Origin of the sequence: Variovorax stachyos, assembly GCF_051400855.1 — a bacterium.
Taxonomy (GTDB): Bacteria; Pseudomonadota; Gammaproteobacteria; order Burkholderiales; family Burkholderiaceae_C; genus Variovorax.
The window spans coordinates 448,421-467,210 of the sequence record NZ_JBLFFN010000003.1 but is presented as its reverse complement, the minus strand read 5'-3'; the positions used below and the strand labels follow the sequence as shown (position 1 = coordinate 467,210).

Sequence of the window (18,790 nt, the reverse complement as noted above, 5' to 3'; positions counted from 1 at the left end):
CGGCACGCTGCAGACCACCCCCGCCATCGCCATGAATCGCGCCACCACGCTGGGCGGCCTGGGCGGCACCATCGACACCCTCGCGGGCACGACGCTGACCCAACGGGGCGTGATCAGTGGGGCCGGCGGCCTGACCAAGACCGGCGGCGGCACACTGAGGCTCGCGGGCACCAACACCTACGCGGGCGGCACCACCATCAACGCCGGCACCCTGGCCGGCAATGCCGCCAGCTTCGGCAGCGGCGCCATCGTCAACGACGCCGCGCTGCTGATCGATCAAGCTGCCGACGCGACGCTTTCCAACACCCTCGCCGGCAGCGGCGCCTTGACCAAGACCGGCACCGCCACGCTGACCCTCACCGGCGAGAACAGCTACAGCGGCGGCACCGACCTCAAGCAAGGCGGCATTGCCGTCGGCAACAACCGGGCTTTGGGCACCGGCGAACTTGCCATGCACGAAGGCACCACATTGGGCTTCGCCGCGGACGGCCTCACCCTGGCCAATCCCATTGCCTTCACCGATGCAGTCGATCCCATCATCGACACCGGCCCCTTTACTGCCACCCTCACCGGCGCCATCACCGGCCCCGGCGACCTGAGCAAGATCGGAAGCGGCACCCTCGTTCTCTCGGGCGCCAACAGCTACGGCGGTGCGACTGCCGTCACCGAAGGCACCCTGCGCGCCGGTGCTGCCAACACCTTCAGCCCGGCCTCGGCGCACAGCGTGGCCTCGGGTGCCACGCTCGATCTTGCCGGCTTCAGCCAGAGCATCGCTGCGCTCACCAATGCCGGCACCGTCTCGCTCATCGGCAGTGCACCCGGCACGACCCTCACCGTCACCGGTCCTTACGTGGGCAACAACGGCCTGCTGCGCCTGGGCACCGCGCTGGGGGACAGCGCCAGCGTCAGCGACCGGCTCATCCTCAACGGCCCGAGTGCTGTGGCCAGCGGGCGCACTACGGTCCAGGTGGTCAACCTCGGCGGCCTGGGTGCGCTCACCACGGGCAACGGCATCGAACTGGTGAGTGCCCTCAACGGCGCCACCACCAGCGCCCAGAGCACGAAGGATGCCTTTGCCCTGCAGGGCGGCCATGTGGATGCGGGGGCGTACGAATACCGCCTGCAGCCCGGCGATGCCGCGGGCGCCGGAGAGAACTGGTACCTGCGCTCCACCAGCACCATCGTCCCGCCGCCGCCCCCGCCGGCTCCTCCCGCACCGCCGGCGCCACCAGCGCCTCCCGCACCACCGGCTCCTCCTGGCCCGCCGGCGCCCCCCACATCTGTCGGCCCGCCTTCGCCGCCGCCCGCTCCTTCGGCCGCCCCCATCCAGGTCCCCACCTACCGCGCCGAAGTGCCCCTGTTCGCAGCGCTTCCCGAGCAACTGCGCCAGGGCAACCTGGCCATGCTCGGCAACCTGCACCAGCGCATCGGCGACGACGACGTGAAGACGGCTGCTGCCGGCGCCCAGGGCAGCGCTGCAACTTCCGCCACCGGCGAACGCCGCGCCTGGGGCCGCGTCCTGAGCACCGGGCGCAGCATCCAGCAAGGTGGCACCGTCAGCCCGCACAGCGAGGGCCGCCTGAGCGGCCTGCAGGCCGGCACCGACCTGTGGACCAATGCCAATTGGCGTGCCGGCCTTTACGTCGGCCAGCTCGACGGCGACATGCAGGTCAACGGCTTCGCCCGCGGCATCGCCAACCTCCCCGTCGGCAGCAACGACCTGCGCAGCCAGTACCTGGGTGGCTACGCCACCTACACCGATACCAGCGGCTTCTACGTCGACGGCGTCCTTCAGGCCGGGCGCCATCGCTACGAGGTCAAGCCCCAGACCAGCCTGCGCACCAAGGGCAAGGCCAGCAGCCTGAGCGCCTCGCTGGAGCTGGGCCAGTCCTTCGCGCTCGGCGAGGGCTGGCAGATCCAGCCGCAGGCGCAGCTGGTGCACCAGCGCCTGGACCTCGACGACGTGGACATCGCTGGCGCGCGTGCGCCAGGACCGCGACAGCACCTGGCTCGCCCGCGTGGGCGTGCGCGTCAAGGGCGACATCGCAACGAGCGCAGGCCGGCTGCAGCCCTATGCGCGGGCGAACCTGTACCGTGCCTCGGGCGGCAACGATGTCGCGCGCTTCGTCAACCCGGCGGCCAGCACCGCCATCGCGAGCAGCAGGGGCGGCACCTCGACGGAGTTGGTCGCGGGCGCCACGCTGTCACTGAGCGAATCGACCAGCCTCTACGGCGAAGTAGGCAAGCTGTGGGCCTCCGGCGGAGACACGCGCGTGAAGGGCTCCATGAGCGGGTCCGTGGGGATCAAGGTGCGCTGGTAGCCGAGGCGCCCTGACCGGAGGCTGACTGGCCTCATCGCGATAATCGGCGCTCTTGAAAAAGGAGCGCGCGTGGATATCGTTTTGCTGGCCAAGGCCGCCATCATGGGCATCGTCGAGGGACTGACCGAGTTCCTGCCCATCTCGTCGACCGGTCACCTGATCCTCGCCGGTGCATTGCTGGGCTTCGACGACGAGAAGGCCAAGGTCTTCGACATCGCGATCCAGACCGGCGCGATCCTCGCCGTGATCATCGTCTACTGGCAAAAGATCCATTCCACGCTCGTGGCTCTGCCGCGCCAGCAAAAGGCACGGCGCCTGGTGCTCAACGTGCTGATCGGCTTCCTGCCGGCCGTGGTGCTCGGGCTGCTGTTCGGCAAGCTGATCAAGGCGCACCTGTTCACCGCGGTGGTGGTCGCCAGCACCTTCATCATCGGCGGCTTCATCATCCTCTGGGCCGAGAAGCGCCCACCGGGTGCGGTGCGCGTCGAGCACGTGGACGACATGACGCCCTGGGACGCGCTCAAGGTCGGCCTGGTGCAATGCTTCGCAATGATTCCGGGCACCAGCCGCAGCGGCGCGACCATCATCGGCGGCATGTTGCTGGGCCTGTCGCGCAAGGCAGCGACGGACTTCTCATTCTTTCTGGCGATCCCGACGCTGATCGGCGCCGGTGCCTACAGCCTTTACAAGGAGCGGGCGCTGCTGTCGGTCGCGGACCTGCCCATGTTCACAGTCGGCCTGGTCTTCTCTTTTGCGAGCGCCTGGCTGTGCGTGCGCTGGCTGCTGAAGTACATCAGCACCCACAGTTTCGTCCCTTTTGCCTGGTACCGCATCGCCTTCGGCATCGTGGTGCTTGCCACGGCGTGGAGCGGTGCGGTCGTGTGGGCTGAATAGAGCCAGGTCGGCAAAAAAGGCCCCGCAGGGCCTTTTTGTTTTCGTACCCCTCGGTAGGTCAAGGTACGTTGGCAGTCAGTGCATGCATCGGCTTGCCTGGCGTCGAGAGCGACCCGTAGTACTCCACTGGAACGCTGCTCGTACCCTGCACCGGAGTGCTTTGCGCCCACGCCGACCAACTTCCGTTGTGATACAGCGTGTCGGTGCGATAGGTCGCGACCTTCTTGTCGTTGTAGCACATCAACAGCTGCGAATTCGCCTCGTTGCTGTAGTTGTCGATGTCAGCCAGGCCAACAGGATCAGCGCACTGATCGACGCTGGTCTTGTACTGCAGGCCGATCGATCCGCCAGCGCCGCTGCTGTTCAGCCGAACGAAACCGACATCGCGACCAGGACGGCCGACGAACCAGAAGCCGGTGTTCACGTCGACGTTGCCGGTGCGCTTCATCCCCAGCATCGTGGCAATCGACGAGACGTACGGCAGGCCGGTGACGGTCGAGCGCTCGGAGATGTTGCCGGCGGCGCAGCTCTTGTTGTTCGCGGTGCCGGGCACGCAATCGCCGACGGCCATCACGTGCACAGTCCCCTGACCCGATGCGCTGTTGGTCACCACCCAGTTGAACGGCTCACCAGGTGTCTGCGGAGCGGGGCGGGTGCCAGTGAACTTCACGGCAGCGACCTGATCAGGAAACGTCACGGTCTTCACCACCGGCATGGTCACGCCCGAGAGCGCCATGGTCTGTGGCCACTGAGCATCGGCCAGCCCGAGGTTCTTGCGCTCGCCCCGCGTGTGGTTCTGTCCCAGGTAGCTGTCGTACACCCAGGCGAACAGCGGCTTCAGGTCGAAGTACACGACCTTCTTTTCGCTCTTGCTGGCAACCGCGAGCAGTCCACCACGTGCAACACGGCCACCCAGGGAGCCACCGTCAGCCAACTTCGTGTAGTTGTTTTCGATGGGGCTGTTGTCGTAGCCAATGGCGCGAGCGTCGCCACCGACCATCTGCCAGGGGTGCATGCCGGTGTTCACCGCCACGGAGGTAGGAGCAGCCATACCGGGGATGTCGACGTAGCCAAGAACCTTGAGGAAGCCGGTGTTGCCTTGGTTGGGCAGGCCTGGATAGGCTTCACGCCATTCTTCCCACCATCTGTAGGCCAAGCCGGAGGTCGTCCAGGCAACGCCTTCCGGCATACCCGCAGCGATGACCACCGCAACCTGCCCCTTGCGGGTCGCCTTGTCCCAGACGGGAACGAACAGGAATTCAGCCTTGTTGGTCATCGCACCCGCGACCGGGAGCTTGCCGGCTGCCAGCTTGACGCTCACGCTGTTGGCGGCGGTATTCGAGCCGACGCCGAAGATCGTGCCGTCTGTCGTACCGACCAGACGGGAGGTGCCGTTCTCGCTGCTGATGTCATTGCTGGAGGCGACGAACATCGGCTTGACGTTGCCGGCGGGCAGAACACCGGACGAGCGGTAGCCGCGGAAATTGGCGTGCTCGATGTCGAAGCCGCGCTGCCACTGGCCTTGCGGCTTCAATTGGCCGGTGTTGTTCGTGTACCCGGAGGTCTGGAGCGACACCACACCGGAACCCGAAGCAGCACCGAACGTGACGACGTCCCCCTGCGACGTGGAGTAGGCACCGCCGTCTTCCCCCGTCGCCCTGCCGTGCTCGTAGATGCTCCCGATCTGCCCGGCGTTCTGCGTGCCGCCTGAGGCGATCGTGTAGTGCGGACGCTCATAGAGGTTCACCCCACCGACACCCGTCGCAGCCTTGCCGCGTGTGTAGTCGATCCAGGCATCGGTTCCAGCCGCCGCGTACATTGCATCCCAGTTCGCAGTGTTGATGCTGCCATCGGAGTTGACGATGTCACCGGCGATGGGTGTTGCAGGAGCCGGAGCAGGCGCGGGCGCGGGCGCGGGCGCCGGGGCCGGAGCCGGAGCTGGAGCCGGAGCCGGAGCTGGAGCTGGAGCCGGAACTGGAGCTGGAGCTGGTGCAGGTGCAGGTGCAGACGTGGGCGCAGGCCCGGCCGACACGCATGACTTCACGGTCATGAAGGCGGGATCCTTACCGAAGAAGGTGTTCGTGCACGTTGCGGTGCCTGTGACGGACTTGGTGATCCAGCGCGAGTCTGCGCCGTACTTCACCAATGTCGCAGCGGCCACTGTGAACGAGGCGCCTTCGCGGGCGAGCTCGGTTCCCGCTGCAGGCGCGGTGGGAGTGGGAGGAGCGGTGGGAGTGATCGGAGTCTGCACGTAGCAAGCCTTCGCCACAAATTCCAGCGGGTCGCGGCCGAAGGTTGCGTTGCTGCACACAACGCTGCCGGAGAGCTGCTTGCTCGTCCAGGCCGAATTCGCGCCGTACTGCACCACTGTCGACGAGGCCAGGTTGAACGACTGGTCTTCGTTGGCGACCTTGACCCAGCTCGCGTCGAGCTTGCTCAGCGCCTCTGCCTCTTTGCCGGCGGCCGGCTCCGCTGTCGATGCGGCCGGCGAAGCAGGCACCGCATCCGTGCTTTGGGGCAGAGCGAAGCCGCCGCCTGAGCCGCTTCCTCCACCCCCGCACCCTGCCAGCGCGCTTGCTGCGACGCAAAGCAAAAGGGCGTGTTTGTCGATCTTTCTCACACTGAGTCTCCTGATTGGCTTGAAGTTGGAAAAAAGAAGTCCCCCTGCGCCCGTCAAAGGCGCAAAGAACCTGGCGAAGAAATCTGGAAAGGGCTCGCCGAGGCGAGCAGCTACTGGGGCAGCAGCACGGTGGGCGTGCCTTCCCCGGTTGCTAGTGCGTGGTGGGAGGTGGCTGCAGATCGAACCCGGCGATCACGGCGGCAGCCTCGCCGTTCAAGAAGGCACCATGCGTCGCATCCCTTCTCGCGTGCCGGTTCGACTCGATCGGTTCGCAGCTGCTAGACAGCGACCGCGTCGATCAGGCTCCGGAGCCTGGTCTTGAAACGCATGCCGACCGATGCGCCTTGCGGCTGCACTGGCACCGCAGAGGCGCGGCCGGCTCGGGTAGGTGCCCACATGTCGTCGCGCGAGGTCGGCGCGGCACTCGCCGACTGAGGCGCGGCGAGCATCACGGAAGCCAGGAAGGCCGACTGGCCGGCAGCCTTGGACGCCTCGCTGAGCTGGCTCCAGTTCGCTGGCCGAGTGTTCGAAGGAAGCACATCCAGATGGCCCAGCAGGGAGCGGCTCACGTCGAGGAGCGCACTGGCAGAGGCCAGGCAGAAGTACACCGCGGACGGCGTAGGTGCTTGCTCGGCGCCAGGCCGTTCGAAAGGTGCTGCGGAGAATTCGTCGCGCGGCAGGCAGTGATGCGCTGTGGCGGTGCTTTGGAGTGCGGAGAGCAACTGGTCGATCTCGTGCAGTGCGCGATGCATGAGTTCGGTCTCGAGAAATGTGCTTGTCACGGAGAAGCTCCTGGACTGGCGCGAGACAACTCTGGAATCTGACTACCGGGATCGGTCTCGCTCGATCGCCGGCTTGAATCCAGTGTTCCTTTTCGCCCGGCGGGTCGATAGGCCCGGAGGAGCCAAGACGCCGCCGCGCGGTGGCTCACGGCGCCGGAGGGTGGGAGTGGCCCACGTCAGGCCATCCGCTTGCGTTGCGGGGTGCGGTGTGCTCGTGGTCGCGGCCGCCTGCCGGGCACCACGCTGTCGAGGACGACGGAGGTGCGGTAGACGGTTGAGCCGGTTGGCCCGCCGGGATTGATCCGTGGCGGGTTAATCCTTTGGCCAGGGCAAGTGCGGAGATGGCGGGTGGCGATTGCACCCGAACCGCGAGACGCTCAGATGAGCTTTTCGTCTGGGGTCGAGATCTTGCGCAGCGGGCTGTGGCGCCTTGCCGGCATCTTGAGCGGGTGCTCGGCGTAGGCGTCGTCCCAGACCGGGTCATCGATGCTGTCGAACACCTCGCGCAGCTTCTGGCCCCAGCTGTTGTGGACCATGCGGTAGTAAGGGTTGTCGGCGTCGATGCAGACCACCTTGTCGGTCTGGAGGCGGTTGGCCTCATACACCACCAGGTCCAACGGCAGGCCAACCGAGAGGTTGGACTTCATCGTGGAGTCCATCGAGACCAGCGCGCACTTGGCAGCCTCGTCCAGCGGCGTGTCGGGCGTCAGCACGCGGTCGAGTACGGGTTTGCCGTATTTGGACTCGCCGACCTGGAAGTAGGGCGTCTCTGTGGTGGCCTCGATGAAATTGCCGGCCGCGTAGACCAGGAACAGGCGCATGCCCTCGCCCTTGACCTGGCCGCCGAAGATGAAGGAGACGTTGAATTCCAGGCCTGCATGCTTGAGCGCTTCGGCGTCGCGGTCGTAGACATGGCGCACCGCCGAGCCCAGCACGCGTGCGGCGTCGAACATGCTCTTCGCGTTCCAGATGGTGATGGGTGGCTTGTCGTCGCCGTCCTCGCATGTCTCGCGTGCTTCGCGCCCTTCGCGCAGTTCCTCGATCTGCAAGATCTCGCGCACCGACTGCGAGATGCTGAGGTTGCCCGCCGACAGCAGCACCATGACGCGATCGCCCGGCTGCTCGTAGACGATCATCTTGCGGAAGGTGCTGATGTGGTCCACCCCCGCGTTGGTGCGCGAGTCGGAGAGAAACACCAGGCCGGCGTTGAGTTTGATGCCTACGCAGTAAGTCATGTGTTAACAGGCCCTAACCGTGCTCGCGCGCGTGGAGCTTCTTGAGTGTGTAGATCGCCTCGAGCGCCTCGCGCGGGCTCAGCGTGTCGGGGTCGAGCGCCGTCAGCGCGGATTCTACGGCGCTCGCCGGTGGCGCCTCCACCGTCGGCGGCGGCGCGAACAGGTCGACCTGGGCGCGGGCCTGCAACTGCTGGGCCTCCAGGGCTTCGAGTGCCTGGCGCGCATGGTTGACCACTGCCGCCGGCATGCCGGCCAGGCGTGCGACCTGGATGCCGTAGCTCTTGCTGGCCGGCCCCGGCTGCACCTCGTGCAGGAACACGATGTCGCGCCCGGCTTCGGTGGCGCTCACATGCATGTTGACTGCGGCATGGTGAGTGGCCGGGAACTCGGTGAGCTCGAAGTAGTGCGTCGCGAACAGGGTGAAGGCGCGCGTGCGGTCGTGCAGCTGGGCCGCGATGCCGGCGGCCAGCGCCAGGCCGTCGAAGGTGCTGGTGCCGCGGCCGATCTCGTCCATCAGCACCAGCGAATGAGCCGTGGCGCCGTGCAGGATCTGCGCCGCCTCGGTCATCTCCAGCATGAAGGTCGACTGTGCGTTGGCCAGGTCGTCGGCCGCGCCGATGCGCGTGTGGATGGCGTCGATGGGGCCCAGCCGGCAGGCGTCGGCCGGCACGTGCGAGCCGATGGAGGCGAGCAGCACGATGATCGCGACCTGCCGCATGTAGGTGGACTTGCCGCCCATGTTGGGGCCGGTGATCACCTGCATGCGTTGCTGGGGGCCCATGCGCGTGTCGTTCGCGATGAACGCGCCCGATGACTTCTCGGCCAACCGGGCTTCGACCACCGGGTGGCGGCCCTTCTCGATCTCGATGCAGGGATGAGCCACGAAGAAGGGCTGGCGCCAGTGCAGCGTGTGCGAGCGCTCGGCCAGCGTGCACAGCGCATCGAGCGCGGCCAGTGCGCCCGCCAGCCGCGTGAGTGCCGAGACCGAGGGCTGCAATGCATCGAGCAGTTGCTCGTAGAGCCACTTCTCGCGCGCCAGGGCGCGGTCCTGCGCAGACAGGGCCTTGTCCTCGAAGGCCTTGAGCTCGGGCGTGATGAAGCGCTCGGCGTTCTTCAGCGTCTGGCGGCGGCGGTAGTTGTCCGGCACCTTGGCAAGCGCGCTCTGCGTGACCTCGATGTAGAAGCCGTGCACGCGGTTGAACTGCACGCGCAGGTTCGAGATGCCGGTGCGCTCGCGCTCGCTGGCCTCGAGCTGCAGCAGGTAGGCATCGCTGTTCTCGCTGATGGCGCGCAGCTCGTCGAGCTCGGCATCGTGGCCGTCCGCGATCACGCCGCCGTCGCGCACCAGCGCGGAAGGCTCGGGGTGGATGGCCGCCAGCAGCAGCTCGACGCAGCCCGGCGGCGGCGCCAGTTGCGCGGCCATCTGCGCGAGCAGCGGCGAAGAGGATGCGGGCAGGGCCGGCGCAAGTTCCTCTGCCTTCGCCAGCGCCATGCGCAGCGCGACCAGCTCCCGCGGGCGCACCTGGCGCAGCGCGATGCGCGCGGCGATGCGCTCCACATCGCTCGTGTTCTTGAGCCGATCGCGCAGCGCGCGCCAAGGCGCCGCGGGAGCACCCGATGGTGCGGCCTGCAGCGCGGCAATGGCCTCCAGGCGCGACTGCGCCTCGCTGCGGTCCCGGCGCGGCGCCAGCAGCCAGCGCTTGAGTAGCCGGCTGCCCATGCCCGTCATGCAGGTGTCGAGCAGCGAGAACAGCGTGGGCGAATCCTCGCCGCGCAAGGTCTGCACGAGCTCCAGGTTGCGGCGCGTGGTGGGCGGCAGATCGATCAGCTCGCCGTCGCGCTCCACCGATAGGCGCTGCACGTGCGACAGCGCGCGGCCCTGCGTGTGCTCGGCATAGCCCAACAGCGCGGCCGCGGCGGCGTGGGCATTGGCCAGCGACTCCGCGCCCCAGGCTGCGAGACTGTTGCTGCCCATCTGCTCGCACAGCTTGCGCTCGCCCAGGCCGCCGTCGAACTGCCAGGCCGGCCGCACCGAGAGCGTGAAGGCCGCGCCGTTGCGCGCCGCCTTCAGGCGCTGTTCGAAGCCTGGCGTGACCTCCGCGCTGTAGAGCAGCTCGCTCGGCCCGACGCGTGCGATCCAGGCTTCCAGCGCATCGGCCGGGCACTCGGCCAGGCGCAGTTCGGCGCCGGTGACGCTGAGCCAGGCCAGGCCGCAGAAGTTGCGCGACCCTGCATGCACCGCGAGCAGCAGCGAATCGCTCTTGTCCTGCAGCAGCTCGGCATCGGTCAGCGTGCCGGGCGTGACCACGCGCACCACCTTGCGTTCCACCGGCCCCTTGGCGGCGCCCACCTCGCCGACCTGTTCGCAGATGGCCACCGACTCGCCGAGCTTGATCAGCCGCGCGAGGTAGGTGTCGACCGAGTGGAAGGGCACCCCGCACATCACCACCGGCTGCCCCGCCGATTGGCCGCGCTGCGTAAGCGTGATGTCGAGCAGACGCGCGGCTTTCTCGGCATCCGCGTAGAACAGCTCGTAGAAATCGCCCATCCGATAGAACAGCAGGGTGTCGGGATGGTCCGCCTTGAGGGCCAGGTACTGGCTCATCATCGGCGTGTGCGGTGCGGTCGCGGGAAGAGTCATCGAGGCGGTGGATGGGTGCGAGGCCGGGAAGTCGGCCGGGCCCGCATCATAAGGAAACGGGCGTGCACGTCGCGGCGCACGCCCGTTGTTTCGATGGCCCGCTCTAGATCTGCCCGCGCCGCCGGCGCGCGACACGCACCGCATCCACCCAGGTGTCGATGTTGAAGCGCTGCCCCGACTCCGCGACGCGCGCGCCGGTGATCATGTGCAGCGGGATGCGGTAGGTCTCGCCCGGCAGTTCGCCGCGCCCGGTGAGGAGCCTCTTCTGCAGGTCCAGGTGCTCGACCTTCATCGTGCACTCCGCCTTGCGGCCGTGCGGATCGACATAGCGCACGCGGATGCGCGGCTGCTCGTCGACGACCGTGTGCTCGCCCTTGCCCTGGATGAACCATCCGGGCAGCGTATCGGGCGCCGAATCGACCGAGCGGTTCAGCCCGCCAGGCACCGTCGGGATCTCCAGCGGCAGATGGCCGGAGCGCACGCGGGCCGCGGCGATGCGGCGCTCGGCTTCGCGGCGCTCGGCGACGTGGTGCCAGGCGATCCACATGACGACGAACAGAAGCAGCGCCCCTGTCAGCAGCGCGAGCAGGAACTGCCATTGGGCAAGTCCGATGTCCATCTCCGAATCCCTTGCAATCAGATAACCGCTAAGTACTCAGTCCGAAATTCTGGTCGGGCAGGGATGGGGTGTCAAACGGCCGCGCGGCATACCGCCTTCGGCCAGTGCACTGCTGCGTCAGTCGTCGTGGGTGTCGTGCGTGGCCACGGCGCCGCGGCGCCAGTAGCCGGAGGCGCGGATCCACTTCGGGTTCGCGCCCCGGTCTGCGACCAGATGGGTTCGCAGCGCCTTGGCGGCGGCCGATTCGCAGGCCACCCAGGCGTGGAAATCGCCGGCGGGGAGCGTGAGCGCACGCAGTGTCTCGAGCAGGGCGCTTCCGGTGCCGGGCGGAGTGTCGCGGCGATACACCCAGTGCAGTTCGAGGTCGGCTCGGGTTGGCAGTGGAATCTGGTCGGCCTCGTCGTCCACCTCCGCCAGCACCAGTGCGCGAGCGCCCGCCGGCAGTTCGGCCAGGCGCCGCGAGATCGCGGGCAGCGCGGTGTCGTCGCCGATCAGCAGGTGCCAGTCGAAATCGGTCGGCACGATGAAGGAGCCGCGCGGCCCGCCCACGCCGAGCACATCGCCCACGCGGGCCTGCTCGGCCCAGCGCGTGGCCGGGCCGGCCTCGTGCAGTGCGAAGTCGAAATCGAGCGTGCCTGCCGCCGCGTCGTAATGCCGCGGCGTGTAGTCGCGCATCGCGGGCTTGGGGCCCTCGGGCCAGGAGGGGCCCTCGGGTCCGACGGTCGGTAGGCGCAGTTCGCCGGTCTGCGGGTCCGGAAAGAAGAGCTTCGAGTGGTCGTCGAAGCCCGGGCTGGTGAAGCCGGCGAGCTCATCGCCGCCGAGCGTGATGCGCACCAGGTGTGGCGTCACCCGCTGGACGGCACGTACCTCGAGCCTGCGAAAGCGCAGCTCGTGGCGCACGCGACGCGGCAGGCGGTCGGGGGAGGAGGAGGGGGATGGGAAATCGGTCATGGGATTCAGATGCGTTCCAACTGTTGAGCGGCGCTGTCGAGCACCGCGGCGAATTCGTGGGCTTGTTGTTCGGTGAGCGGTTCGCGCGCGAGGCGCAGGCGCATCGCGAGCTTGAGGTTCTCGATCGCCCGCAGTACCTGCGGCGGCCGGCCGGCCCGCGGGCCCGCGCCGTCGACGCCGCCGCTCATGCGGGCCATCATCTCGTCGGTGGTCTCCCGGTTGGCGTCGAGGAACTCGCACCCGGCCTCGGTGATGGTGTAGCGCTTGCGGTTGCCGCCCTCGGCGGTGTCGACGCTCACGTGGCCCAGTTCCTCGAGCAGGGTCAGCGTCGGGTAGACGATGCCCGGGCTGGGGCTGTAGCGGCCGCCCAGGCGTTCCTCGATGAGCTTGATCAGCTCGTAGCCGTGGCTGGGCTTCATGGCGATGAGTTGCAGCAGCACGAAGCGCAGGCCGCCGTGGCCGAAGATCCGGCCGCCGCCGCCGCGGCCACCGCGACCGCCGCTCAAGCCGTCTCCATGGTCGCCACGGGGATGGCCGTGTGGAAAGTGTCGAAAAGCCTGCATGAGGGAGGGTCCTTGGATGTCTATATCTAATTTTTAAAAGATATATCTAAATAATATCTTAGTCAAGGCGAGCGAATGGCCTGCGCACGGTGGGTGGGTGTTGAGCAGCCCTCGCCACACCAAGACCTGGCGCCTCCTGCGCAGGCGCGGCAACCCTGTCATGAGGTGCGGTGCAGAAGCCGCTTGTGAACGGCCAGTGTCGCGGGACTGGGGGAAGCGCCGAGTTCGTCGCACAGCAATCGGCGCAAACGCTCGTGAATCAGCAGGGCCTCGGCCACATTTCCCTGAAGCGCAAGAATTTCCATCATGAAGCGGTAGCCCGATTCGCGGTAGGGCGCCAGCTTCATCAGCGCGCGCGCCGAACGCGCAGCCGACGCCAGTTCGCTCCCGCGCAGCGCGAGACCGGTGACGGCGACGCACTCGTGGGCCCGGAGCAGGACGTCTTCGATCTGTTCGCGGGTCGCATCGATCCAGGGCGCGTCATAGCCCGGAAGAAAGGGCCGCATGGCGATGTGCAGGGCGACGCGAGCCGGTCCCCATGCGGCGGTCCAGCCCTGGCGCGCAACGGCGGATTCCGCCCGGTGCAGTCCCTCTAGCGCCGCTTCCAGGTCGATCCAGGCATCGGCGGGGAGCACCAGCCGCAGCTCTTGCTTGCCGAGCACGGCGTGCGCGCCCAGCACCCCTCGGAGCTTGGTGAGCAAGGCGCTGAGTGCAGCATCCGCAGCCGGCGGCGGATTGTTCGGCCAGAGTGCTTGCGTGAGCTGCGATCGGGTGAGGGCGTGCCTGCGTTGCGCTGCGAGATAAGCGAAGAGAAGCCGGCCCTGCCGACCCGGCAGCAGCTCCTCGATGCGTCGCCCCTCGAGCTTGGCGACCAGTCGTCCGCAAAGCTGGATCCGCGTCTCCGCCCCGGGCGCCAATGTTTCGCCAAGGTTTTCTCCATCCCCGTCTGGCACCATCGTGACACCCCCGTTGAAAGGAGGAAGACATGGCCAAGCTGATCAACTGTGAATGCGGCGAAGCGATCCGTGGCTCCACCGATGCGGAACTCATCGCTGCCGTACAGGCACATGTGAACCGCGACCATCCGGAACTGATCGGGAAGCTTTCGGCCCAGGACATTCTAAGTATGGCCGAGGAGGACGACGACACCGCCCCGGGCGAGGGGCGGACGTCTTCGATGTCGGGCTGAGGCAGGCCCGACCCGGCGCTCAGCGCTGCGGCATGTTCTTGGCCGAGTAGCCCAGGCTCACGGTCGCGTCGTCCGGGATGGCAGGCATGCTCGCGTTCCATGCTTCCCAGGCGGCGCGCAGCTTGGCCAGGCGCTCCGGCTCGCGGCCGGCCTGGTTGGCGCGCTCGCGCTCGTCGGCCGAGATGTTGAACAGGTACTCGTGGCCGTCGACCTGCAGGTACTTCCAGTCGCCATCGCGCAGGGCACGCTGGCCGCGGTGGTTCATGCGCCAGTGCAGCGGGCGGCGAAAGCGCGTCGCCGCGTCGCGCAGCACGGGCAGCAGCGAGACGCCATCGAGTGGATAGTCCGGATCGGCAGCGGCGCCTGCGGCTTCGAGCATCGTGGCCGACCAGTCCATCGTCATGCAGTGCTGGCTGCTCTCGCCGCCGGCGTGAATGACGGCGGGCCAGTGCGCGATCCACGGCACGCGGATGCCGCCCTCGGTCAGGTCCATCTTGCCGCCGACGAGCGGCCAGTTGTCCGAGAAGCGCTCGCCCCCGTTGTCACTGGTGAAGACGACCAGCGTGTTGTCGGCGATTCCCTGCTTCTCGAGCGCGGCCATGATCCAGCCGATGCCCTCGTCCATGTGGTGGATCATGCGGCGGTAGACGTGGATGTTGCCGCCGGCCAGGTCGAAGAGGTTGTTCTTGACGGCCGGCGCGCGGCCGGCATCTTCGCGCGTTTCCCAGGGCCAGTGCGGCGCCGTGTAGTGCAGGCTCAGGAAGAAGGGCGCCTGCTGGCCGGCCATGCGCTCGACGTAGTCGACCGCGCGGCGCGAGAGCAGGTCGGTGAGGTAGCCCTCTTCCTGCTTGTCTTCCTCACCGGCCCACAGGTCGTGGCGCCCGGCCGAGTCGCAGTGCGTGAAGTAGTCGACCCCGCCCGACATGGGCCCGAAGAACTCCTCGTAGCCCGAGCGCAACGGACCGAAGGCGGGCGGAAAGCCCAGGTGCCACTTGCCGATCAATGCCGTGCGGTAGCCCGCGCCACGCAGCAGCGAGGGCAAGGTGGGATGCGCGGGCGGCAGGCCGAGCGTGGCACTGCCGCGGCTCTTGCTGTTGATCGGCTCCTCGGCCGCGCCCCGCAGGCGGTATTGGTAGCGCGCGGTCATCAGTGCAAAGCGGGTGGGCGAGCACACGGGCGAGTTCGCATAGCCCTGCGTGAAGCGGATGCCCTTGGCGGCCAGGCCATCGAGCACCGGCGACACGGGACCGAACGCCGCATCGCGCCCGCCGTAGCAGCCGAGGTCGGCAAAGCCGAGGTCGTCGGCCACGATGAAGATGATGTTGGGACGTTGCATGACGGTCAGGGTTGGTAGCCGGATTTCTGGACCACGGGCGCCCATTGCGCGCGGTAGGCCTTGAGCATGGCCGCGGTCTGCTCCTGCGTGCTGGTCACCGGAGTCATCAGCGAATCCTTGAAGCGCCGCGTCGTGTCCGGGTCCTGCATGACCTCCCGGATCGCTTGCGAGAGCCGCGCGACCTTCTCGCGCGGCATGGTCGCCGGCGCGAAGAAGGCGTTCCAGCCGAGCGCGACGAGGTCGAGCCCCGCCTCCTTGAAGGTCGGCACCTCGGGCGCAAAGGGAGAGCGCTTCGCGCCCGACATCGCGAGGATGCGCACCTTGCCGGCCTGGTGCTGCGGGATGACCACGTCCAGCGTGTCGACGGCGATCGGCACCTGGCCGCCGATCAGGTCGGTCAGCAAGGGGGCCGAGCCGCGATAGCCGACCACCTGGGTCTGCACCTTCGCCTTCTCGCCCACCATGAGACCGAAGAAATGCGGCAGGCTGCCCGTCGCCGGCACGCCGACGTTGGCCTTGTCGGGATTGGCCCGCATCCAGGCCAGCAGGTGCGCCAGCTCGCGCACGGGCACGGCGGTCGAGACCGACAGCGCGAACTCGTAGTCGTTGACATGCGAGACCGGGACGAAGTCGCGCTCGGGGTCGTAGCCGCTGTCCTTGAAGACCAGCGGCGCAACCACCATCACCGCGGGGTTGGCGAGCATCAGCACGTTCTGCCCGGCCGGGGTGGCCTTGACCTGCTGGGCCGCGAGGCGCCCGCCGGCGCCAGGCTTGTTCTCGACGACCACCGGCACGCCTAGCCTGGCCTGGAGCTTGTCGCCCACGATGCGGGCCACCCGGTCGGTAGCGCCGCCGGGCGCGTAGCCGACGACGATGCGCAGCGGGCCGTCGGCAGATTGTGCGAAAGCAAGGCTCGTCAGTGCGGCGAGGGCGAGGGTGCCGGCAAGGCGGCGCAGAAGATGTCGGAGCATGGGGAGGTTCAATCGTTGGCCTGGAAGTTGACTGCCTTCATGATGCCGCTCCAGCGTGCGGTGTCTTCGCGCATGGTTTTCAGGAGCGCGTCGGGTCCGTCGCCCACCGGGTACATGCCGTTCTGCAGCAGTTGCTGGCGCACTTCGCGCGAGTTCACCGCGCGGGTGAACTCGGCACGCAGCTTGTCGACGATGGGCTGAGGCGTGCTGCGCGGCGCGTAGTAGGCGAACCAGGCCGCCGCCACCACGTCCTTGTAGCCGGCCTCCACGAAGGTGGGCAGGCTGGGCATCAAGGGCGATCGCTTCTCGCCGCTGGTGGCCAGCACCTTCACGCGGCCGCTGGCCTGCAGCTGGAGCGCGCCGCCCACCGTGTCGAAGTAGACCGGCACGGTGCCGCCCATCAGGTCCTGGCGCGCAGGCGTCGAGCCCCGGTAGGGCACGTGCACCATCTTCAGGCCGGCCGCACGATTGAGCATCTCGCCCAGGAAGTGCGAGGGCGTGCCTGCACCGTACGAGGCGAAGCTCAGCTTGTCGCCCTGGCCCTTGGCCCAGGCGATGAACTCCGGCAGCGTATTGGCGGGCACGTCCTTGTGGATCACCAGCGCCAGCTCGAAGCGCGCCGCATTGACGATCGGCACGAAGTCCTTGACCGGGTCGTACGAAAGCTGCCTGTAGGCACTGGGGAACATGGTCATCATGCTGGCCGTGCCCAGCAGCAGCATGCGGCCGTCGGGTGCCGCGGTCTTCACTGCCTCGGCGGCAATGCGGCCTGCCGCGCCGGAGCGGTTGTCGATGACCAGCGGGCCCAGGGTGTCGCGCACCTCGTGCGCGATGGCGCGCGTCAGCACGTCCTGCGTGCCGCCGGCGGGCACGCCGATCAGCACCTTGATGGGCTGGCCGGGCGTAAAGGCCTGCGCATGCGCGAGCGAGGCGAGGGCGACGCCTCCCAGCACGGCGAGCGCGCGGCGGCGATGAAGGTTGAAGGCGTGCATCGGGTTGTCTCCGGTCTTTCTCTATCGGTTCGTCGAGCCTTGGCCGTGCCGCGGCACCGATCGAATTTAGAGTCGGGGCACCTGATTGATCAAATCAACCATTCCCCGGACTAACCCCGAGATGAGCGAATCCACGCCCCGATCCCTCGATGGGCTGCTGCTGTACCGGCTGTCCCGCCTGCTGTCGGTCGCGGGCAGCATGGTCATCCGCCTGTGCGAAGGACGCTTCGGCATCACCCGGCGCGAATGGCGGCTGATCGCGACGCTCGCCAGCCGCGGCGCGCTGAGCTCCTCGCAACTGGCCGAACATGCGCAGCTCGATCGGGCCCGTACCTCGAAGGCGGTGGGATCGCTCGTCCAGAAGCAGTTGCTGTCGCGCACGCACACCGCCGGCGACCGGCGCCAGGTGCTGCTGCAGCTCACCGAGCGCGGGCAGGCGGTGTACGACGAGCTCCATCCGCTGGTGACGCGCATCAATGCCGACCTGCTGGCCGTGCTGGATGCCGACCAGGCGGCCAGCCTGGACGAGGCCCTGCACCAGCTGCAGGCGCGCGCCGAGCAGCTCGCCGCCGCGGCGGTGCTGCCCAAGGCCGACCGGCGCCGGCGCGGTAACGGCTGAGGCTGCGTGCGCATGGGGCTTCAGTCCAGCTTCATGCCGGTCGCCTTGACGATCCGGGCATAGCGTTCGCGGCTTGCGTCCAGGTGCTGCTGCGCGACGGCGCCGGTCTCGCCGAGCGCCACCATGTCGAGGGCGGCGAGCCGCGTCTTGAGCTCCGGCAGCGCCAGGGCAGACTGCAGCGCGCGGCGCAAGGTCTGCATCACGGGCTCGGGGGTGGCGGCCGGGACCATCGCGAGGTAGAGCACCTCGAACTCCAGGTCCTTGAGCCCGAGCTCGCCCACCGCGGCCACCTGCGGCAGCATCGGCGAGCGTTGGCGCCCGGTCACCGCCAGCGCTCGCAACTTGCCGGCCTGCAGGTGCGGCAGCAGGCCGGGCGTGGCAAGAATGCCGGCCTGCACCTCGCCCGACAGCAGCGCCGTCACGGCCGGGGCATTGCCCTTGTAGGGCACGTGCGTGATCTTCGCGCCGGTCGCGTTCGAGAAGATCTCTGCGGCGATGTGGCCCGGGCTGCCGTTGCCCGCAGAGGCGAAGGTGAAGGGCTGCGCCTTGCCCTGCCGGATGAAATCGGGCAGCGTCTTCGCATCCACCGAAGAGGCGACACCGAAGGCGAGGCCCGAGGAACTGAAGATCATCAGCGGCTTCAGGTCCTTCGCCGCGAAGGGCATCGAGGCGTAGAGGTGCGGGTTGATGGTGAAGGTGGTGTCGATCGACAGCAGCACCGTGTAGCCGTCGGCCGGGCTCTTGGCCACCACGTCGGCGCCGATGTTGCCGCCTGCGCCGGGGCGGTTGTCCACGACGAAGGGCTGCTTCAGGTCTTTCTGCAATGCGTCGGACAGCGCGCGGCCGAGGATGTCGAGCGGCCCGCCGGCCGGGAAGTTGGTGATGAACTTCACTGGCTTCGACGGGTAGGCGCTGTCGGCATGGGCGGGCGGGCCCGCGAGCCCGAGCGCCAGGGCGGCGCAGGTGGCCGCAAGGCCGAGGCGGCGCATCGCGCCGAAGGAAGCAGGGCGGGTCATGTGTTTGTCTCCGGGTTCGGGGGCGCATGCGGCAAGGACGC

The 18,790-nt window shown here is 68.1% G+C and carries 15 protein-coding genes and 1 pseudogene; 4 read left to right on the top strand and 12 right to left on the bottom strand.

What is annotated here, in order from left to right; translation table 11 throughout:
* The first annotated feature begins 31 nt into the window (after nt 1–31).
* Nucleotides 32–2,321: pseudogene (locus ACMGEZ_RS08255) on the top strand (autotransporter family protein).
* 69 nt (nt 2,322–2,390) lie between these two features.
* Nucleotides 2,391–3,215: an undecaprenyl-diphosphate phosphatase gene (locus tag ACMGEZ_RS08250; RefSeq protein WP_436821770.1), complete on the top strand. Its 825-nt coding sequence runs from the start codon at nt 2,391–2,393 to the stop codon at nt 3,213–3,215.
* A gap of 58 nt (nt 3,216–3,273) precedes the next feature.
* On the opposite strand, the gene ACMGEZ_RS08245 is transcribed toward ACMGEZ_RS08250, so the two are convergent.
* The 8 genes from ACMGEZ_RS08245 to ACMGEZ_RS08210 all read right to left on the bottom strand — a co-directional run bounded on the left by ACMGEZ_RS08245 (nt 3,274) and on the right by ACMGEZ_RS08210 (nt 13,582).
* Nucleotides 3,274–5,835, bottom strand: a complete 2,562-nt coding sequence (locus ACMGEZ_RS08245) for a hypothetical protein (RefSeq protein ID WP_436821769.1) — start codon at nt 5,833–5,835, stop codon at nt 3,274–3,276.
* Between the two features lie 278 nt (nt 5,836–6,113).
* A complete protein-coding gene (locus ACMGEZ_RS08240; protein WP_436821768.1) occupies nt 6,114–6,617 on the bottom strand; it encodes a hypothetical protein in 504 nt (167 codons plus the stop codon).
* 377 nt (nt 6,618–6,994) lie between these two features.
* On the bottom strand, nt 6,995–7,852 hold the full coding sequence (locus ACMGEZ_RS08235) for a proteasome-type protease (RefSeq protein ID WP_436821767.1): 858 nt from the start codon (nt 7,850–7,852) through the stop codon (nt 6,995–6,997).
* A 13-nt stretch (nt 7,853–7,865) separates the two neighbouring features.
* Nucleotides 7,866–10,493, bottom strand: coding sequence for a DNA mismatch repair protein MutS (gene mutS, locus ACMGEZ_RS08230; RefSeq protein WP_436821766.1), 2,628 nt, complete (start codon nt 10,491–10,493; stop codon nt 7,866–7,868).
* Between the two features lie 103 nt (nt 10,494–10,596).
* Nucleotides 10,597–11,112, bottom strand: coding sequence for a hypothetical protein (locus ACMGEZ_RS08225; protein WP_436821765.1), 516 nt, complete (start codon nt 11,110–11,112; stop codon nt 10,597–10,599).
* Nucleotides 11,113–11,229: 117 nt separating this feature from the next.
* Complete coding sequence (locus ACMGEZ_RS08220; RefSeq protein WP_436821764.1) at nt 11,230–12,063, bottom strand: siderophore-interacting protein; 834 nt, start codon at nt 12,061–12,063, stop codon at nt 11,230–11,232.
* A gap of 5 nt (nt 12,064–12,068) precedes the next feature.
* Nucleotides 12,069–12,626 (bottom strand): PadR family transcriptional regulator, encoded by a 558-nt coding sequence (locus tag ACMGEZ_RS08215; RefSeq protein ID WP_436821763.1) that lies wholly within the window; start codon nt 12,624–12,626, stop codon nt 12,069–12,071.
* A gap of 158 nt (nt 12,627–12,784) precedes the next feature.
* Entirely contained in the window at nt 12,785–13,582 is a 798-nt protein-coding gene (locus ACMGEZ_RS08210) for an AfsR/SARP family transcriptional regulator (RefSeq protein ID WP_436821762.1), read from the bottom strand.
* A gap of 29 nt (nt 13,583–13,611) precedes the next feature.
* Here ACMGEZ_RS08210 and ACMGEZ_RS08205 point away from each other — a divergent pair, with 29 nt between their 5' ends.
* Nucleotides 13,612–13,815: a hypothetical protein gene (locus tag ACMGEZ_RS08205; protein WP_436821761.1), complete on the top strand. Its 204-nt coding sequence runs from the start codon at nt 13,612–13,614 to the stop codon at nt 13,813–13,815.
* A 19-nt stretch (nt 13,816–13,834) separates the two neighbouring features.
* Here ACMGEZ_RS08205 and ACMGEZ_RS08200 read toward each other — a convergent pair whose 3' ends face one another.
* From ACMGEZ_RS08200 to ACMGEZ_RS08190, 3 genes are read right to left on the bottom strand one after another with little or no spacing between them, the layout of a single operon-like run.
* The gene (locus ACMGEZ_RS08200) at nt 13,835–15,151 is read right to left on the bottom strand and encodes a sulfatase family protein (RefSeq protein WP_436821760.1); all 1,317 of its coding nucleotides are present in this window, start codon (nt 15,149–15,151) and stop codon (nt 13,835–13,837) included.
* Between the two features lie 5 nt (nt 15,152–15,156).
* A complete protein-coding gene (locus tag ACMGEZ_RS08195; RefSeq protein ID WP_436821759.1) occupies nt 15,157–16,122 on the bottom strand; it encodes a Bug family tripartite tricarboxylate transporter substrate binding protein in 966 nt (321 codons plus the stop codon).
* Between the two features lie 8 nt (nt 16,123–16,130).
* Complete coding sequence (locus ACMGEZ_RS08190) at nt 16,131–17,114, bottom strand: Bug family tripartite tricarboxylate transporter substrate binding protein (RefSeq protein ID WP_436821758.1); 984 nt, start codon at nt 17,112–17,114, stop codon at nt 16,131–16,133.
* A 121-nt stretch (nt 17,115–17,235) separates the two neighbouring features.
* Here ACMGEZ_RS08190 and ACMGEZ_RS08185 point away from each other — a divergent pair, with 121 nt between their 5' ends.
* Nucleotides 17,236–17,733, top strand: coding sequence for a MarR family winged helix-turn-helix transcriptional regulator (locus ACMGEZ_RS08185; RefSeq protein WP_436821757.1), 498 nt, complete (start codon nt 17,236–17,238; stop codon nt 17,731–17,733).
* Nucleotides 17,734–17,753: 20 nt separating this feature from the next.
* On the opposite strand, the gene ACMGEZ_RS08180 is transcribed toward ACMGEZ_RS08185, so the two are convergent.
* On the bottom strand, nt 17,754–18,749 hold the full coding sequence (locus tag ACMGEZ_RS08180; protein ID WP_436821756.1) for a Bug family tripartite tricarboxylate transporter substrate binding protein: 996 nt from the start codon (nt 18,747–18,749) through the stop codon (nt 17,754–17,756).
* Nucleotides 18,750–18,790: the final 41 nt, after the last annotated feature.

What these genes read in the sequence shown, in the direction of transcription:
- ACMGEZ_RS08220 (WP_436821764.1), bottom strand. Translation starts at nt 12,063, where the DNA reads ATGACCGATTTCCCATCCCCCTCCTCCTCCCCCGACCGCCTGCCGCGT.
- ACMGEZ_RS08215 (WP_436821763.1), bottom strand. Translation starts at nt 12,626, where the DNA reads ATGCAGGCTTTTCGACACTTTCCACACGGCCATCCCCGTGGCGACCAT.
- ACMGEZ_RS08180 (WP_436821756.1), bottom strand. Translation starts at nt 18,749, where the DNA reads ATGACCCGCCCTGCTTCCTTCGGCGCGATGCGCCGCCTCGGCCTTGCG.
- ACMGEZ_RS08225 (WP_436821765.1), bottom strand. Translation starts at nt 11,112, where the DNA reads ATGGACATCGGACTTGCCCAATGGCAGTTCCTGCTCGCGCTGCTGACA.
- ACMGEZ_RS08235 (WP_436821767.1), bottom strand. Translation starts at nt 7,852, where the DNA reads ATGACTTACTGCGTAGGCATCAAACTCAACGCCGGCCTGGTGTTTCTC.
- mutS (WP_436821766.1), bottom strand. Translation starts at nt 10,493, where the DNA reads ATGACTCTTCCCGCGACCGCACCGCACACGCCGATGATGAGCCAGTAC.
- ACMGEZ_RS08200 (WP_436821760.1), bottom strand. Translation starts at nt 15,151, where the DNA reads ATGCAACGTCCCAACATCATCTTCATCGTGGCCGACGACCTCGGCTTT.
- ACMGEZ_RS08195 (WP_436821759.1), bottom strand. Translation starts at nt 16,122, where the DNA reads ATGCTCCGACATCTTCTGCGCCGCCTTGCCGGCACCCTCGCCCTCGCC.
- ACMGEZ_RS08190 (WP_436821758.1), bottom strand. Translation starts at nt 17,114, where the DNA reads ATGCACGCCTTCAACCTTCATCGCCGCCGCGCGCTCGCCGTGCTGGGA.
- ACMGEZ_RS08210 (WP_436821762.1), bottom strand. Translation starts at nt 13,582, where the DNA reads ATGGTGCCAGACGGGGATGGAGAAAACCTTGGCGAAACATTGGCGCCC.
- ACMGEZ_RS08185 (WP_436821757.1), top strand. Translation starts at nt 17,236, where the DNA reads ATGAGCGAATCCACGCCCCGATCCCTCGATGGGCTGCTGCTGTACCGG.
- ACMGEZ_RS08205 (WP_436821761.1), top strand. Translation starts at nt 13,612, where the DNA reads ATGGCCAAGCTGATCAACTGTGAATGCGGCGAAGCGATCCGTGGCTCC.